Raw genomic sequence first — 15,308 nt, forward strand, 5'->3', positions numbered from 1 at the left:
CGAGAGGAGCTGGATGATGGTCGATCCGGGGCATGTGTTCCGTCGGGCGTTCTCCTGGTTGCCCGCTCAGTTCGCGTCCCAGAACGACGCTCCCGTGGGCGCGCCGCGGCAGTTCGGCTCCACCGAACACCTGTCCATCGAGGCCGTCGCGGCCTTCGTCGACGGTGAGTTGCGCATGACCGCACACCTGCGCGCGGCGAATCATCTGTCGCTCTGCCCCCAGTGCGCCGCCGAGGTCGACGCGCAGAGTCAAGCCCGGTCGGCATTGCGGGACTCCCAGCCGATCGCGATACCGAACACCCTGCTCGGAATGTTGTCGCAGATCCCGGATCACATGCCGCGGTCACCGGTCGACGGCGCAGACCAGTCGAAGTTTGCTGGCGACACTACGCGGGACCGGCGTAAGCGCCGGTAGGCTGAATCCGTGACCAATCAGGACCAGGCTGGCCGCCGCATGGCCCCTCGCCCCGTCGAGCGGCCCCCGGTGGACCCGGCGGCACAGCGCGCCTTCGGCCGGCCCAGTGGTGTCCGCGGCTCGTTTCTCGGCGCCGACAACCGTCGCGACCAGGGGGAGTACACCCCGACGAATCAGACGCCCGACCCGGTGCTGGCCGAGGCCTTCGGCCGCCCGCCGTACGCCGGGGATTCGCTGCAGCGCCATCCGGCCGACTCAGGCGCGCTCGACGCCGAACGGGCTGGTGACACCGGCGACACCCAGCCCGATCCGTGGCGTGATCCGAGCGCACCGGCCGCGCTGGGCACCCCGGCGATGCCCGCGTCGGCGCCTGTCCACGCGCCCGCGCAGGCGGGCAAGCTCAGCGTGCGCGATGTGCTGTTCGGCGGGAGGGTCTCCTACGTCGCGCTCGCCATTCTGCTGCTCACCGCGTTGATGGTGGGCGCACTCGGCGGCTGGGTCGGCAACAAGACCGCCGAGACTGTGCAGGCGTTCACCACCTCGAAGGTCACGCTGGAGACCAGCGACACCGGCGATCCGCCGGAGGGGCGTATCACCAAAGTCGCCGACGCGGTCGCGGATTCGGTGGTGACCATCGAGGCCAAGAGCGATCAGGAGGGGTCCCAGGGATCCGGTGTGGTCATCGACGATCGCGGCTACATCGTCACCAACAACCACGTCATCTCCGAGGCGGCCACCAACCCGGCCAAGTTCAAGATCTACGTCGTGTTCAACGACGGTAAAGAGGTGCCCGCCAACCTCGTCGGTCGCGACCCCAAGACCGACCTCGCTGTACTCAAGGTCGACAACGTCGACAACCTGACAGTGGCCAAGATGGGTGACTCGGACACGCTGCGCGTCGGCGAAGAAGTGATCGCCGCCGGCGCCCCGCTGGGTCTGCGCAGCACGGTCACCGCGGGCATCATCAGCGCGCTGCACCGCCCGGTTCCGCTGTCCGGTGACGGATCCGACACCGACACCGTCATCGACGGCGTGCAGACCGACGCCTCGATCAACCACGGCAACTCCGGTGGCCCGCTGATCAACATGAACTCAGAGGTCATCGGTATCAACACCGCCGGGAAGTCGCTGTCCGACAGCGCAAGTGGCCTCGGCTTCGCCATTCCCGTCAACGAGGTCAAGACCGTCGTCGAGGCGTTGATCCAGGACGGCAGGATCTCGCATCCGACGCTGGGCCTGACCGCCAAATCCGTCAGCAACGACGTGGCCTCCGGCGCGCAGGTCGCCAACGTGAAGGCGGGCAGCGCTGCCGAGCGGGCCGGCATCCTGGAGAACGACGTCGTGGTGAAGGTGGGTGACCGCGACGTCGCGGACGCCGACGAGTTCGTGGTGGCGGTGCGTCAGCTCACAATCGGTGAGCCCGCCCCGATCGAGGTGGTTCGTGACGGGCGTCCCGTGACACTCACGGTCACGCCGACACCGGACGCCAGCACCGACTGATGTTCGCCAACATCGGCTGGGGGGAGATGCTGATCCTGGTGATCGCCGGGCTGGTGATCCTGGGACCGGAACGGCTGCCCGGTGCGATCCGCTGGACGTCCAGCGCGCTGCGTCAGGCCCGCGATTACGTCAGCGGCGCGACGACCCAGCTGCGTCAGGACTTCGGCCCCGAGTTCGAGGACCTCCGCGAACCCATCACCGAACTGCAGAAGCTGCGCGGGATGACGCCGCGCGCGGCGCTGACCAAACACCTGCTCGACGGTGACGACTCGTTCTTCACCGGCAAGTTCGACCAGCAGGCGAACGGTAAACCGGAAGCCGGTCAGGAAAAGCCGGTCACCCAGGTGAACCCGCCGCCGAGCGCTCCGACGGCCACACCGTTCGACAGCGACGCGACCTAGCGTCCGGCGGGATCCAGTCCCAGCGACATCCCGGCCAGCCCGCGTTTGCGGGCCGACAGTGCGTCGGCGACGCCGCGGAGTTCCTTACCCGCAGGCGAGTCGGGCGCCGACAGCACCAGCGGGACGCCCGAATCGCCGGCAGCGACCAGCGCAGGGTCCAGCGGCACCTGGCCGAGCAGCGGGACGTCGGCGCCGACCGCGCGGGTCAGCCGCTCGGCGACCTGGCGTCCACCGCCTTCACCGAACAGATTCATGACGGTGCCATCCGGCATCAGCAGGCCGGACATGTTCTCGACCACACCCACGATGCGCTGGCGGGTCTGCAGGGCGATCGCCCCGGCCCGCTCGGCCACCTCGGCGGCCGCCAGCTGCGGGGTGGTGACGACCAGGATCTCGGCGCCGGGGATCAGCTGGGCGACCGAGATCGCCACGTCGCCGGTACCGGGCGGCAGGTCGAGCAGCAGGACGTCGAGATCGCCCCAGAACACGTCGGCGAGGAACTGCTGCAGCGCCCGGTGCAGCATCGGCCCGCGCCACACCACGGGGGTGTTGCCCTGGGTGAACATCGCGATCGAGATGACCTTCACGTCGTGCGCGATGGGCGGCAGGATCATCGAATCGACCTGGGTGGGCCGATCGGCGGTGCCCATCATGCGGGGCACGGAGTGGCCGTAGATGTCGGCGTCGAGCACGCCGACGGTGAGCCCGCGCGCCGCCATCGCCGCCGCGACGTTGACCGTGACGCTCGACTTTCCGACGCCGCCCTTCCCGGAGGCGACGGCGTAGACCCGGGTCAGCGAGCCGGGCTGGGCGAACGGGATCACCGGCTCGCGGGAGTCGCCGCGCAGCTGCTTGCGCAGCTCGGTGCGCTGCTCGTCGTTCATCACATCGAGGCTCACGCGGACCGCGCCGGTGCCGGGCACATCGGCGACCGCCTTCTGGACCTGCTCGGTGATCTCGGTGCGCTTCGGGCACGCGGCGGTGGTCAGGTACACCTCGACGTGCACGCTGTCGTCCGGCGCGATCGTGACGTTCTTGACCATGCCGAGCTCGGTGATCGGTCGTCGCAGCTCGGGGTCGATCACCTTGGCCAGCGCGGCACGGATCGCCGTCTGGCGCTCATCGGGAGTTTGGGACATCGCCTGCGAGTCTAGGCCGACCCGGCAGGCGGTTCCCACACGCGGGCGATGCCGCCGCTCAGGCCACCGGGCCGGGCGCGGGACCGGTGGGCGCCGGGCCCGGAAGAGGAACCGCAGGGGCCACCGGGCCGGGCGGCGGCGCAACAGGTCCCGGTGCGGGAGCCGGCCCGGCGGCGGGGGGTGGGACGTTTTCGAGGCAGAACACCACGCAGCTGGGCGGCGGGGGCGGCGGCGGAGCCATCCACGGCGGCACCCAGGGAGCGGGTGCGGCCGGTGCCGGGGCGGTGGTCGCGGGGGCGGCCGGAGCCGGGCCGGGCAGCGGACCCAGCCGTTGTCCTGGCGCGAAGCCGGGCACGTTGGTGCCGGGCATGCGGCTGGCGTCGTTGCGGCTCAGCAGCGGCACCAGGGCCAGCGGGTCGTCCGCGGGCAGGCCGGTCGCGTTGACCGGGGTGCCGGGCCCGAGCCCTTCGTTCCTGTCGAGATGGGAGTCGCCGATCGCGGGCACCGGTCCGGTGATCGGCGGCAGGTCCACCGGGACGACGCCGGTCGCGTAACCGCCCGCCCAGCTCAGCACGTTGCGCGCATAGGCGACCGAGTTGTTGTACCGAAGGATGGCCGACATCACCTGCGACGGGTCGCGCAGGTTCAGTCCGCCACTGCACAGGTACCGGCCCGCGGCCAGCGTCGAGTCGTAGAGGTTCTGCACGTCTGATTTGCCGTCGCCGTCGCCGTCGGACGCGTAGCGCGCCCAGGTGCCGGGCAGGAACTGCATCGGTCCCATCGCGCGGGCGTAGGTGACCCGGTCGGCGGTGCGGCCCATCTCGATGACCTCGTTGCCGGGCAGTGTGCCGTCGAGCGCGGGGCCGTAGATCGGCCGGACCGGTGTGCCGCGCGAGTCCGTCGCACCGCCGTTGGCGTGCATGGACTCGATGCGGCCGATACCGGCGAGCAGGTTCCAGCTCAGCCCGCAGTTGGGGACCGCGGCGGCCATCATTCGTTCGGCGTTGCGGTACGCGCTCAACGCCATCGCGGGGATCTTGAGGCTGCCGGGGGAGTTGACCACCACGGCCGGGGGCGGGGAGGACACCGTGGAGGCGGCGATGCGGAAGGACCCCGGCGCCCGTTTGACCGCCACCACCGACGGACCCGCGGGGTTGCGCGGCGCCGTCTCGACAGCGGCCAGCGGTGTGACCGCGGCGTTGCTCACGGAGTGGGGCAGCGTCGGCGCGGACGCTCCGACGGCGCCCGCCAGCACCAGCGGGGCGATGATGATGATTCCGGCGGCAGGTTTGCGCAGTCCCCGGGCCACGCGGCGTCGGGCCGCCGTCACCGCGGCCGCTCCCCCTATGTGCACTGCAACCGTCCTAAGCGTGTGCTCTGGCCCGACCCAGGTGTGTGAACCAAGTCACCATACATAACTGGTGTCACGTCCGTTGCAGCAATGCGCAACCCGGGTCAGCCGGACCGCTTCGACCGCCGTTCGCCACCATCGAGCTTTGCGCCCGATTCGCGGCCGTCGGCGTCGGTGGCCGCGAGCAGGGTCGCGATCATCTCGCGCAGTTCCTCGAGTTCGCGGCGCAGGTAGTCACGGGTCGCCACTTCGCCGACGGACAGCCGCAGCGCGGCCAGCTCGCGGGCGAGGTACTCGGTGTCGGCCTTCGTCTGGGCGGCGCGCCTGCGGTCTTCGTCCAGTGACACCTTGTCGCGGTTCTCCTGCCGGTTCTGCGCCAGCAGGATCAACGGTGCGGCGTAGGCGGCCTGCGTGGAGAACGCGAGGTTGAGCAGGATGAACGGATACGGATCCCACTGCAGCGAGATCGCGAACATGTTGAGCGCGATCCAGACGATCACGATCATCGTCTGCACCGCCAGGTACCGGCCGGTGCCCAGGAACCGCGCAACCCGCTCGCCGACCTGGCCGACCGCCTCCCGGTCGACGTTGAACGTGATCCGGCGCGGGGTACGCGGGGTGTCCAGCCGCCCGCGCGCCGACAAGTCGCTCATGACGTCCCTTCGGTACCGGACAGCTCGGGTTCCTCGACCCGGTCGCGCCAGTCGTCGGGAAGCAGGTGGTCCAGGACGTCGTCGACGGACACCGCACCCAGCAGGTGGTTCTCCTCGTCGACGACCGGACCGCAGACGAGATTGTAGGCCGCGAAGTACCGGGTCACCGCGCCGAGCGAATCCTCCGGGCTCAGGTTCGGCAGGTCGGTGTCGAGGATTCCGCTGACCAGCGTGGCTGGCGGTTCGCGCAGGAGTCGCTGCAGGTGCACGCAACCGAGGTAGTGCCCGGTGGGCGTGGCGGTGGGCGGCCGCGCGACGAACGCCAGCGACGCCAGCGCCGGGGTCAGGTCGGGGTCACGCACCCGGGCCAGGGCCTCGGCCACCGTGACGTCGGGGGCCAGCACCACCGGCTCGGACGTCATCAGCCCGCCCGCGGTGTCGGGGGAGTGGCTCAGCAACCGGCGCACGTCCTCGGAGTCCTCGGGATCCATCCGCCGCAGCAGCGTCTCGGCGTCGGCGGGCGTCATGGAGCCGAGCAGGTCGGCGGCGTCGTCGGGGTCCATCGCCTCGAGCACGTCGGCGGCGCGCTCGGTCTTCATCTGGCGCAGCACGTCGGCCTGATCGTCCATCGGCAGTTCCTGGAGCACGTCGGCGAGCCGTTCGTCGTCGAGCGCGTTGACCACCTCGTACCGGCGCTTCGGTGGCAGTTCGCGGATCGCCTCGGCGACCTCGACCGCCCGCTGACCCTCGAACTGCTCGAGCAGCGAGGCCACCCCCTGGTCGGGCATTGCCAGACCGGACGGCGTGAGGCCCTGCACGTGGTGCCATTCGACGACGTGGATGTTGGAGCGCCGCCCGAGCCGCCGCTGGGTGCGCACCGCGACGCGGGTCACCAGCCAGTCGCGCGTGCGGCTCTGCTCGATACCGAGATCGACCACCACGACGTCGATTCCGGCGAGCTGGGTGAGGTCGGGATCGTCGACGCGCACCCGGGTTTCCAGGACCTGGCCAACCACCAGGACCTCCCCGGGGCGTTGCAGGAATTTACGCAGTGACACATTGGCCGTCGTCAGCGTGACCGCACTGGGCTCGATGGCGGTGACTCGCAGGATCGGGACGAAAATCCTACGGCGGCTGAGCAATTCGACGACGAGGCCGAGGACACGGGGCTGCTGGCGGACGATGCTGATGCTGATCACCACATCGCGCACACGGCCGATCGACTCCCCGTCCGGGCCGAGGACCACCATTCCCGCGAGCCGCGCTGCGTAGACCCTGTTCACCGCCGACATGACTCAAAGGGTAGAGAGTAGAGCCGTGACGCACGCGATTCGACCCCGCGAACTCGACGATTCCGCCCGGCCGCGTCGGACCTGTCTCTCGGTCCCCGGCAGCAGCACCAAGATGATCGAGAAAGCCAAGGGTTTGCCGGCCGACGAGGTGTTCCTCGATCTGGAGGATGCGGTGGCGCCGGACGCCAAGGCCGAAGCGCGCACCCGGGTGGCGGTGGCGCTGGCCGAACCCGGTTGGGCCGCACAGGTACGCGGCGTTCGGGTCAACGACTGGACCACGCCGTGGACCTACGCCGACGTCATCGAAGTCGTGTCGACCGCCGGCGCCCACCTCGACATCATCGTGTTGCCGAAGGTCACCGACATCTCACACATCCACGCACTCGATCTGCTGCTGACCCAACTCGAGACGACGCATGGACTGCCCGTCGGCCGGATCGGCATCGAGGCGCAGATCGAGAACGCCGCCGGGCTGACCCATATCGACGCGATCGCCGCGGCGCCGCGCGTCCAGGCGCTGGTGCTCGGCCCGGCCGACATGATGGCCAGCCTCAACATGCGCACCCTGGTCGTCGGCGAACAGCCCGAGGGGTACGACGTGGGCGACGCCTACCACCACATCCTGATGCGCATCCTCATCGCCGCCCGCACCCACGGTGTGCTGGCGATCGACGGGCCGTTCCTCAAGGTGCGCGACGTCGAGGCGTTCCGCCGGGTGGCGGGGCGCTCGGCGGCGCTGGGCTTCGACGGCAAGTGGGTGCTGCATCCGGATCAGATCGCCGCGGGCAACGAGATCTTCAGCCCGCGCCAACGGGATTACGACCACGCGGAGCTGATCCTCGAGGCCTACGAGTGGCACACGTCGCGCGCCGGCGGGGCCCGCGGTGCGGTGATGCTGGGCGACGAGATGATCGACGAGGCCAGCCGCAAGATGGCGCTGGTGATCGCCGCCCGTGGGCGGGCCGCGGGTATGACCCGTCAGGCTGAGCCGTTCTGTCCACCCAGCTGACGCGTCAGGAGTTCGCGACGAGGACGGCCATGGCGAGCCCGGCGATAAGCGACACCGCGCCGACGGCGATACCCGCAATCGCCAGCCCCTGGCCCTCTTCCTGCTTCTGCTTGATCTGGTTCAGCGACATCACACCGAGGACGATGCCGGCCACCGAGCCGAGGCAGCACACGAAGCCGATCAGCGACGCCACCAGCGACCAGATGGCCAGCGGGTTGGTCCTGGGCGCCGCACCGTAAGGCGCCGCACCGTAGGGCGCCGCACCGTAGGGCGCCGCACCGTAGGGCGCCGCACCGTAGGGCGCCGCACCGTAGGGCGGATAGCCGGGCGGCGGCGGGGGGTAGCCGCCGGAGGTGTCGTAGGGCGCGCCGAACGAGCCGTAGGGCTGGTAGCCGGGCGGCGGCGGATAGCCCGGCTGCTGGTAACCGGGTTGCGGATAGCCGGGGTCCTGATAACCGGGCTGTTCATAACCGGGAGGAGGCGGCGGGTAGGCGGGCGGCTGACCGTAGGCCGGGGTGTCGTAACCGTCGACGGGTGGCTCGGAGGCGCCCGAACCGGACTCCGCTGCCGACGATTGCTCGGGGTCGCGGTCCGGATTCGTCATGACCTCAACCTAGCGCACGCCGGGTCCGCGGGGCAGTGGCCCGATCCGGGCACGAATCGGGCGGTCGGGACGTTGAAGTGACCAGAACCCGCTGCCGACAACGGCGTCCTAGAGGAGAATGACGAGCGATGACGAGTCCTTTCCAATCCGGGCCCACACCGGGCACCCCGCCGAGCTCACCGCCGGCCGCGGCGCGCGGGGTGCCCGCCCCGCTGCCCACCCCGCCCAAGGGTTGGCCGATCGGTTCCTACTCGACCTACGCCGAGGCCCAACGCGCGGTGGACCACCTGTCGGATCAGCAGTTCCCAGTGCAGCAGGTGACCATCGTCGGGGTGGACCTGATGCAGGTGGAGCGGGTGACCGGCCGGCTCACGTGGCCGAAGGTCCTCGGCGGCGGTGTGCTGACCGGTGCCTGGCTCGGTCTGTTCATCGGCCTGATCCTGGGGTTCTTCAGCCCGAATCCGTGGAGCGCACTGCTCACCGGCGTCATCGCCGGTGTGTTCTTCGGCCTCATCACGTCGGCGATCCCATACGCCATGGCCCGTGGCACAAGGGATTTCAGCTCGACCATGCAACTGGTCGCCGGACGCTACGACGTGCTGTGTGACCCGCAGAACGCCGAACAGGGCCGGGATCTGCTGGCGCGCTTGACGATCTGAGCCGGCACCGCATCCGCGCGTTGCGGATGACACGCTGAGGTCACGATCAGGCGCGATTCCACCGCCGGGCCCGACGAAGTGTTGCAAATCACGCTCGTCTCCCTCTACGGTTTGCGCGCGGGAGGTTCCCCGCCGGAGCCGCTTTTGCGGCGACCTTGGAACGGACGGGAGGCTGGTCGTGCGCGCTCAGCGGCTATGTGCTGCAGCAGTCGCCGCGCTGGCGACGGCGTCGATGGTCTCGGCGTGTGGATCCGGCGGCGGCGGAAACGTCATCAACCTGTACACCTCGGCCAACGAGCTGGCCACCTTCACGGCGCTCGCCGAGCGGTGTACCGAACAGCTCGACAACGGTTTCACCGTTCGCCAGATCAGCCTGCCCAAGAGCGCCGACGAACAGCGGCTGCAGCTCGCCCGGCGGTTGACCGGCAACGACAAGACTCTCGACATGATGGCCATGGACGTCGTGTGGACCGCGGAGTTCGCCGAGGCGGGCTGGATCCTGCCGCTGTCCGACGATCCGTCCGGCATGGCCGAGCGTGACGCGACGACCGATACGCTGCCCGGCCCGCTGGAGACCGCGACCTGGCAGGACAAGCTGTACGCATCGCCGATCACCACGAACACCCAGGTGCTCTGGTACCGCGCCGATCTGATGGCCGAGCCGCCGAGCAACTGGGACGCCATGGTGGCCGAGGCCACCCGGCTGCACGAGGCGGGGCAGCCCAGCTGGATCGCGGTGCAGGCCAAGCAGTACGAGGGTCTGGTCGTGTGGTTCAACACGCTGCTGGAAAGCGCGGGCGGCCGGGTCCTCTCCGACGACGGCAGCAAGGTCACGCTGACCGACACGCCCGAGCACCGGGCCGCGACCGTCAAGGCGCTGCAGGTCATCAAGTCGGTGGCCACGGCGCCGGGCGCCGATCCGTCGATCACCCAGACCGACGAGAGCACCGCGCGTCTGGCGCTCGAGGCCGGCAAGGCCGCACTCGAGGTGAACTGGCCGTTCGTGCTGCCGTCGATGCTGGAGAACGCCGTCAAGGGCGGTGTCGGCTTCCTTCCGCTCAACAAGCGGCCCGATCTGACCGCCGCCATCAACGACGCGGGCACCTTCTCGCCGAGCGACGAACAGTTCCGGACCGCTTACGACGCCAGCCGCGAGGTGTTCGGTTTCGCGCCCTTCCCGGAGGTGAACCCCGGCACGCCCGCGAAGGTGACGCTCGGCGGGCTGAACCTCGCCGTCGCCAAGACCTCCCAGCACAAGGCGGAGGCGTTCGAGGTGATGCGGTGTCTGCGCAGCCCGGAGAACCAGCGGCTCACCTCGGTCGAAGGCGGTCTGCCCGCCGTGCGGGCGTCGCTCTACGACGATCCCGCCTTCCAGGCCCGCTACCCCCAGTACGACGTCATCCGCCGACAGTTGATCGACGCCGCGGTGCGTCCGGCCAGCCCGCAGTACCAGGCGGTGTCCACGCGGATCTCGGTGACGCTCGCGCCGATCACGAACATCGATCCCGAGCGCACCGCGGACGAGCTGACCGAACAGGTCCAGAAGGCGATCGACGGCAAGGGGCTCATCCCGTGACAGCCACTGTTGACACCGCACCCGACACGGCTCCGCCCACCGCGACCAGTGGCGGCAGCGACGATGCGAAATCCGAGCGGCGGCTGGCGTTCCTGCTGATCACCCCGGCGGTCATCCTGATGCTGGCCGTCACGGCCTATCCGATCGTCTACTCGGTGTGGCTGAGCCTGCAGCGCTACAACCTCGCCACGCCCGACGACACCGAGTTCGTCGGGTTGCAGAACTACGTCACCGTGCTCACCGACGGCTACTGGTGGACCGCGCTGGCGGTGACACTGGGCATCACGGTGGTGTCGGTGGCCATCGAATTCGTCCTCGGTATGGCGTTGGCGCTGGTGATGCACCGGACGATCTTCGGTAAAGGTGTGGTGCGCACGGCGATCCTGGTCCCGTACGGCATCGTCACCGTCGCGGCGTCCTACAGCTGGTACTACGCATGGACACCGGGCACCGGCTACCTGGCCAACCTCCTTCCCGAGGGCAGCGCCCCGCTGACCGAACAGCTTCCGTCGCTGGCGATCGTCGTCCTCGCCGAGGTGTGGAAGACGACGCCGTTCATGGCGCTGCTGCTGCTCGCCGGTCTCGCGCTGGTGCCCCAGGATCTGCTCAACGCCGCACAGATGGACGGCGCGGGCCCGTGGAAGCGGCTGGTGAAAATCATTCTGCCGCTGATCAAACCGGCCATCCTGGTGGCGCTGCTGTTCCGCACGCTCGACGCGTTCCGGGTGTTCGACAACATCTACGTGCTGACCCAGGGCGCCAACAACACCGGATCGGTGTCGATTCTCGGCTACGACAACCTCTTCAAGGCGTTCAACCTCGGGCTCGGCTCGGCGATCAGCGTGCTGATCTTCCTGTGCGTGGCGATCATCGCGTTCATCTACATCAAGCTGTTCGGAGCGTCGGCCCCCGGGTCGGACGAGGAAGGGCAGCGATGAGCGCTTGCGCGAAGAGCAGAGGGCAGCGATGAGCGCTTGCGCGAAGAGCAGAGGGCAGCGATGAGCGCTTGCGCGAAGAGCAGAGGGCAGCGATGAACGAGCGGGTGGGTGCCGGGCGCGCGACCGGATGGACTGTCGTCAACATCCTCGTGGTGCTCTACGCGCTGTTTCCGGTGCTGTGGATCCTGAGCCTTTCGCTCAAGCCGACGTCGAGTGTCAAGGACGGCAAGCTGATTCCGTCGGAGATCACCTTCGCCAACTACAAGGGCATCTTCTCGGGGAGCGCGTTCAGTTCGGCACTGGTCAACTCGATCGGTATCGGCCTCATCACCACGGTCATCGCCGTGACGGTCGGTGGCATGGCCGCGTACGCGGTGGCGCGCCTGGCGTTCCCGGGTAAGAAGCTGCTGGTCGGCGTCGCGCTGCTGATCGCGATGTTCCCCCAGATCTCGCTGGTGACACCGCTGTTCAACATCGAGCGTTCGCTGGGACTGTTCGACACCTGGCCCGGCCTCATCATTCCGTACATCACCTTCGCGCTGCCGCTGGCCATCTACACGCTGTCGGCGTTCTTCCGGGAGATCCCGTGGGATCTGGAGAAGGCCGCGAAGATGGACGGTGCGACTCCGGCGCAGGCGTTCCGCAAGGTCATCGCGCCGCTCGCGGCGCCCGGCATCGTCACCGCCGCGATCCTGGTGTTCATCTTCGCGTGGAACGACCTGCTGCTGGCGCTGTCGCTGACGGCGACGGAGCGGGCGATCACGGCGCCGGTGGCGATCGCGAACTTCACGGGCAGTTCGCAGTTCGAGGAACCGACCGGGTCGATCGCGGCGGGCGCGATGGTGATCACCATCCCGATCATTGTCTTCGTTCTGATCTTCCAACGACGGATTGTCGCCGGGTTGACGTCCGGTGCGGTGAAGGGGTAGCTCGATGGCCGAAATCGTCTTGGACAAGGTGAGCAAGAGTTACCCGAACGGTGCGACGGCCGTGAAGGATCTGTCGATCACCATCGCCGACGGCGAGTTCATCATCCTGGTCGGTCCGTCGGGCTGCGGGAAGTCGACGACGCTCAACATGATCGCCGGGCTGGAGGACATCTCCTCGGGTGATCTGCGCATCGGCGGTGAGCGGGTCAACGACAAAGCGCCCAAGGACCGCGACATCGCGATGGTGTTCCAGTCCTATGCGCTGTATCCGCATATGAGTGTGCGGCAGAACATCGGCTTCCCCCTCACGCTGGCGAAGGTCAAGAAAGAGGAGATCAACGCCAAGGTCGAGGAGACCGCGAAGATTCTCGACCTCACCGAACTGTTGGACCGCAAACCCGGTCAGCTCTCCGGTGGTCAGCGCCAGCGAGTGGCGATGGGACGCGCGATCGTGCGCAATCCCAAGGCATTCCTGATGGACGAGCCGCTGTCGAACCTCGATGCGAAGCTGCGCGTGCAGATGCGCTCGGAGATCTCGCGGTTGCAGAGCCGGCTGGGCACCACCACCGTCTACGTCACGCACGACCAGACCGAGGCGATGACGCTCGGCGACCGCGTCGTGGTCATGCTCGCCGGGGTGGCCCAGCAGATCGGTTCTCCCGAAGAGCTCTACAACCGGCCGGCGAACCTGTTCGTCGCCGGGTTCATCGGATCGCCCTCGATGAACTTCTTCCCGGCGTCGCTGACCGACGTCGGGGTGCGGCTGCCTTTCGGCGAGGTGACGCTCACGCAGGAGGCGCACGATCTGATCAACCGGCGCGGTAAGCCGAAGAACATCATCGTCGGGGTGCGGCCCGAACACCTCGAGGACGCCTCGGTGCTCGACGGTTACGCGCGCATCCGCGCGCTGTCATTCGAGGTCGAGGCCGACATGGTGGAGTCGCTCGGCGCCGAGAAGTACGTGCACTTCCGCATCGAGGGCGCCGGCGCCCGGTCCGATCAGCTCGCCCAGCTCGCCGTCGAATCCGGACAAGGTGACAACGAGTTCGTGGCACGGGTTTCCACTGAATCCCCGGTCCGCCAGGGGGACACCATCACCCTCGCGCTCGACACGTCGAAGCTGGTGATCTTCGATGCCGATTCGGGGGAGAACCTGACGATCCCCGACGAGCAGTCGTCCGCCGCGCCGACAATCGTGGAACCGGCCGAACCCGCCGAGTGACCGACGTCCTGACCGCGGTACGCACCCATCTGGGTGAGCATTTCCGGCGCGCCGGAATCACCGCCGAGCCCGCCGCCGCCAGCGTCACGTTCCTGGGCACCGAACGCATCGAGGTGCTGCGGTTCGGCCCGGACTCCGATGGTGTCGCGCACTATGTGTCCGTGGGCTGTTCGCGGCACCCGATGTTCGACCCCGCCGAGTTGGTGACCGACGCGATCCACGGACCGCGAGCCGAAGTGGTTGTCACGCTGCGTGGTTCGACGCCGAAGGGTCTTGCCCGTTCGGTTGCGGTGCTCGCCGCCGCGCCCGCGGTGGAGGGCCTCGTCCTGGAGGAGGACGCGTTGATCGATCTCGAGACGCCGCTGTGGGAATCTTCGCCGTTCACCGCTTTCCTGTTGGGGCACAGCGATATCGAGGAGGTTCCGCTGCCCGGCCCGCTGCCCGCGGTGACGATCTTCTCGGCGACTCCGATCACCGCGACCGAGGCGGCGTGGGTGCGGCTCAAGGGCGCCGACGCGATGCGCGAGGCGTGGGTGACCGACGGTGTCGACGTGCTCGACCCCCGGCGACGGGCCGCCAGCCCGAGTTAGAGCCAGTGGTTGCGGCGGAAGGTGCGGTAGAGCAGCGTGCACACCGTCACCATCACCAGCAGCACCGCGGGATAGCCCCACACCTGGTGCAGTTCCGGCATGTAGTCGAAGTTCATCCCGTAGATGCCGGCCATCGCTGTCGGCACCGCGGCGATCGCGACCCACGCCGAGATCTTGCGCATGTCGACGTTCTGCTGCATCGCGACCTTGCCGAGCGCGGCCTGTACCAGCGAGCTGAGCAGGTCGTCGTAGCTGCCGATCCGGTCGGAGGCACGGATGTTGTGGTCGAGGACGTCACGAATGTAGCGACGCACCTCGATGGAGATCAGATCGTCGAAGTCGCTGATCCGCTGCAGCGCCGGTGTCAGCGGTGCGACGGCGCGGCGCAGTTCCACCACTTCACGTTTGAGCAGGTAGATGTTCTCGATGTTGGTCCGCGATCGGGGCGAGAAGATGTCCTCCTCCATGGCGTCGATATCGGTCTCCACCATCTGGGTGACGTCGAGGTAACTGTCCACCACCTGATCGGCGATCGCGTGCATCACGGCATACGGGCCGAGAGCCAGGGCCGCGGGCGAATCCTCGAGGCGCTTTCGCACGCCGGTCAGCCCGCTGTGTTCGCCGTGCCGGACGGTGACGACGAAATCAACTCCGACGAAGATCATGATCTCGCCGGTCTCGACGATCTCACGGACCTTGGCCATGGATTCGTGCTCGATGTACTTGACCGTCTTGAGCACCAGGAACAGCGTGTCGTCGTAGCGTTCGACCTTCGGCCGCTGATGGGCGTGCACCGCGTCTTCGACGGCGAGTTCGTGCAGGCCGAACACATCGGCGACCGTCTGCATCTGGTGCTCGTCGGGTTCGTGTAGTCCGATCCAGACGAACGCCGACCGTCCCTGGCCCTCCAATTCGTGGGCCTTCTGCAGCGCGGACGCGTGGGTGTACCTGCCGGGCAGGCGGTCCCCGTCGCAATACACTCCACAATCCACAGTCGCCCTGGCCACCGGCACGTGGAAAGACGGCATCA

Annotated in this window: 16 protein-coding genes; 10 read left to right on the forward strand and 6 right to left on the reverse strand. The window is 68.5% G+C overall.

Annotation, left to right across the window (positions count from 1 at the left end; translation table 11 throughout):
• Positions 1 to 16: 16 nt before the first annotated feature.
• The 3 genes from rseA to tatB are packed head-to-tail and all read left to right on the forward strand — an operon-like array spanning position 17 to position 2,316.
• A complete protein-coding gene (gene rseA, locus I7X18_RS08200; protein ID WP_193048315.1) occupies positions 17 to 415 on the forward strand; it encodes an anti-sigma E factor RseA in 399 nt (132 codons plus the stop codon).
• Between the two features lie 9 nt (positions 416 to 424).
• Entirely contained in the window at positions 425 to 1,915 is a 1,491-nt protein-coding gene (htrA, locus tag I7X18_RS08205; RefSeq protein WP_193048212.1) for a serine protease HtrA, read from the forward strand.
• On the forward strand, positions 1,915 to 2,316 hold the full coding sequence (gene tatB, locus I7X18_RS08210) for a Sec-independent protein translocase protein TatB (RefSeq protein ID WP_193048213.1): 402 nt from the start codon (positions 1,915 to 1,917) through the stop codon (positions 2,314 to 2,316). Before htrA ends, tatB begins: the two co-directional genes overlap by 1 nt.
• On the opposite strand, the gene I7X18_RS08215 is transcribed toward tatB, so the two are convergent.
• The 4 genes from I7X18_RS08215 to I7X18_RS08230 all read right to left on the reverse strand — a co-directional run bounded on the left by I7X18_RS08215 (position 2,313) and on the right by I7X18_RS08230 (position 6,751).
• The gene (locus I7X18_RS08215; protein ID WP_193048214.1) at positions 2,313 to 3,455 is read right to left on the reverse strand and encodes an Mrp/NBP35 family ATP-binding protein; all 1,143 of its coding nucleotides are present in this window, start codon (positions 3,453 to 3,455) and stop codon (positions 2,313 to 2,315) included. The genes tatB and I7X18_RS08215 overlap by 4 nt on opposite strands.
• Before the next feature lie 58 nt (positions 3,456 to 3,513).
• On the reverse strand, positions 3,514 to 4,785 hold the full coding sequence (locus I7X18_RS08220) for a lytic transglycosylase domain-containing protein (RefSeq protein ID WP_232375435.1): 1,272 nt from the start codon (positions 4,783 to 4,785) through the stop codon (positions 3,514 to 3,516).
• A 125-nt stretch (positions 4,786 to 4,910) separates the two neighbouring features.
• On the reverse strand, positions 4,911 to 5,459 hold the full coding sequence (locus I7X18_RS08225; protein WP_193048216.1) for a DUF1003 domain-containing protein: 549 nt from the start codon (positions 5,457 to 5,459) through the stop codon (positions 4,911 to 4,913).
• Entirely contained in the window at positions 5,456 to 6,751 is a 1,296-nt protein-coding gene (locus tag I7X18_RS08230) for a magnesium transporter MgtE N-terminal domain-containing protein (RefSeq protein WP_193048217.1), read from the reverse strand. The genes I7X18_RS08225 and I7X18_RS08230 overlap by 4 nt, the downstream gene beginning before the upstream one ends.
• Before the next feature lie 112 nt (positions 6,752 to 6,863).
• On the opposite strand from I7X18_RS08230, the gene I7X18_RS08235 reads away from it, so the two are divergent.
• A complete protein-coding gene (locus I7X18_RS08235; protein ID WP_408632904.1) occupies positions 6,864 to 7,760 on the forward strand; it encodes an HpcH/HpaI aldolase/citrate lyase family protein in 897 nt (298 codons plus the stop codon).
• A gap of 4 nt (positions 7,761 to 7,764) precedes the next feature.
• Here I7X18_RS08235 and I7X18_RS08240 read toward each other — a convergent pair whose 3' ends face one another.
• The gene (locus I7X18_RS08240) at positions 7,765 to 8,364 is read right to left on the reverse strand and encodes a DUF4190 domain-containing protein (RefSeq protein WP_193048219.1); all 600 of its coding nucleotides are present in this window, start codon (positions 8,362 to 8,364) and stop codon (positions 7,765 to 7,767) included.
• Between the two features lie 128 nt (positions 8,365 to 8,492).
• Between I7X18_RS08240 and I7X18_RS08245 the strand changes: the two genes are divergently transcribed.
• The 6 genes from I7X18_RS08245 (at position 8,493) to I7X18_RS08270 (ending at position 14,278) form a co-directional block, all read left to right on the forward strand.
• Positions 8,493 to 9,023, forward strand: a complete 531-nt coding sequence (locus tag I7X18_RS08245; protein ID WP_193048220.1) for a YflT domain-containing protein — start codon at positions 8,493 to 8,495, stop codon at positions 9,021 to 9,023.
• 178 nt (positions 9,024 to 9,201) lie between these two features.
• Positions 9,202 to 10,599, forward strand: a complete 1,398-nt coding sequence (locus I7X18_RS08250; protein ID WP_269751306.1) for an ABC transporter substrate-binding protein — start codon at positions 9,202 to 9,204, stop codon at positions 10,597 to 10,599.
• The gene (locus tag I7X18_RS08255; RefSeq protein ID WP_193048221.1) at positions 10,596 to 11,537 is read left to right on the forward strand and encodes a carbohydrate ABC transporter permease; all 942 of its coding nucleotides are present in this window, start codon (positions 10,596 to 10,598) and stop codon (positions 11,535 to 11,537) included. The genes I7X18_RS08250 and I7X18_RS08255 overlap by 4 nt, the downstream gene beginning before the upstream one ends.
• 104 nt (positions 11,538 to 11,641) lie before the next feature.
• The gene (locus tag I7X18_RS08260) at positions 11,642 to 12,466 is read left to right on the forward strand and encodes a carbohydrate ABC transporter permease (protein WP_193048317.1); all 825 of its coding nucleotides are present in this window, start codon (positions 11,642 to 11,644) and stop codon (positions 12,464 to 12,466) included.
• A gap of 4 nt (positions 12,467 to 12,470) precedes the next feature.
• The gene (locus I7X18_RS08265; RefSeq protein ID WP_193048222.1) at positions 12,471 to 13,688 is read left to right on the forward strand and encodes an ABC transporter ATP-binding protein; all 1,218 of its coding nucleotides are present in this window, start codon (positions 12,471 to 12,473) and stop codon (positions 13,686 to 13,688) included.
• Positions 13,685 to 14,278, forward strand: a complete 594-nt coding sequence (locus I7X18_RS08270; RefSeq protein WP_193048223.1) for a suppressor of fused domain protein — start codon at positions 13,685 to 13,687, stop codon at positions 14,276 to 14,278. The genes I7X18_RS08265 and I7X18_RS08270 overlap by 4 nt, the downstream gene beginning before the upstream one ends.
• On the opposite strand, the gene corA is transcribed toward I7X18_RS08270, so the two are convergent.
• Positions 14,275 to 15,306 (reverse strand): magnesium/cobalt transporter CorA, encoded by a 1,032-nt coding sequence (corA, locus tag I7X18_RS08275; protein ID WP_193048224.1) that lies wholly within the window; start codon positions 15,304 to 15,306, stop codon positions 14,275 to 14,277. The genes I7X18_RS08270 and corA overlap by 4 nt on opposite strands.
• Positions 15,307 to 15,308 lie beyond the last annotated feature (2 nt).

The organism is Mycolicibacterium baixiangningiae (assembly GCF_016313185.1).
Classification (GTDB): domain Bacteria; phylum Actinomycetota; class Actinomycetes; order Mycobacteriales; family Mycobacteriaceae; genus Mycobacterium; species Mycobacterium baixiangningiae.

Bases quoted from the DNA above. Each gene is read 5' to 3' on its own strand.
- rseA (WP_193048315.1), top strand. From the start codon at position 17: ATGGTCGATCCGGGGCATGTGTTCCGTCGGGCGTTCTCCTGGTTGCCC.
- tatB (WP_193048213.1), top strand. From the start codon at position 1,915: ATGTTCGCCAACATCGGCTGGGGGGAGATGCTGATCCTGGTGATCGCC.
- I7X18_RS08215 (WP_193048214.1), bottom strand. From the start codon at position 3,455: ATGTCCCAAACTCCCGATGAGCGCCAGACGGCGATCCGTGCCGCGCTG.
- I7X18_RS08225 (WP_193048216.1), bottom strand. From the start codon at position 5,459: ATGAGCGACTTGTCGGCGCGCGGGCGGCTGGACACCCCGCGTACCCCG.
- I7X18_RS08230 (WP_193048217.1), bottom strand. From the start codon at position 6,751: ATGTCGGCGGTGAACAGGGTCTACGCAGCGCGGCTCGCGGGAATGGTG.
- I7X18_RS08235 (WP_408632904.1), top strand. From the start codon at position 6,864: ATGATCGAGAAAGCCAAGGGTTTGCCGGCCGACGAGGTGTTCCTCGAT.
- I7X18_RS08240 (WP_193048219.1), bottom strand. From the start codon at position 8,364: ATGACGAATCCGGACCGCGACCCCGAGCAATCGTCGGCAGCGGAGTCC.
- I7X18_RS08245 (WP_193048220.1), top strand. From the start codon at position 8,493: ATGACGAGTCCTTTCCAATCCGGGCCCACACCGGGCACCCCGCCGAGC.
- I7X18_RS08265 (WP_193048222.1), top strand. From the start codon at position 12,471: ATGGCCGAAATCGTCTTGGACAAGGTGAGCAAGAGTTACCCGAACGGT.
- corA (WP_193048224.1), bottom strand. From the start codon at position 15,306: ATGCCGTCTTTCCACGTGCCGGTGGCCAGGGCGACTGTGGATTGTGGA.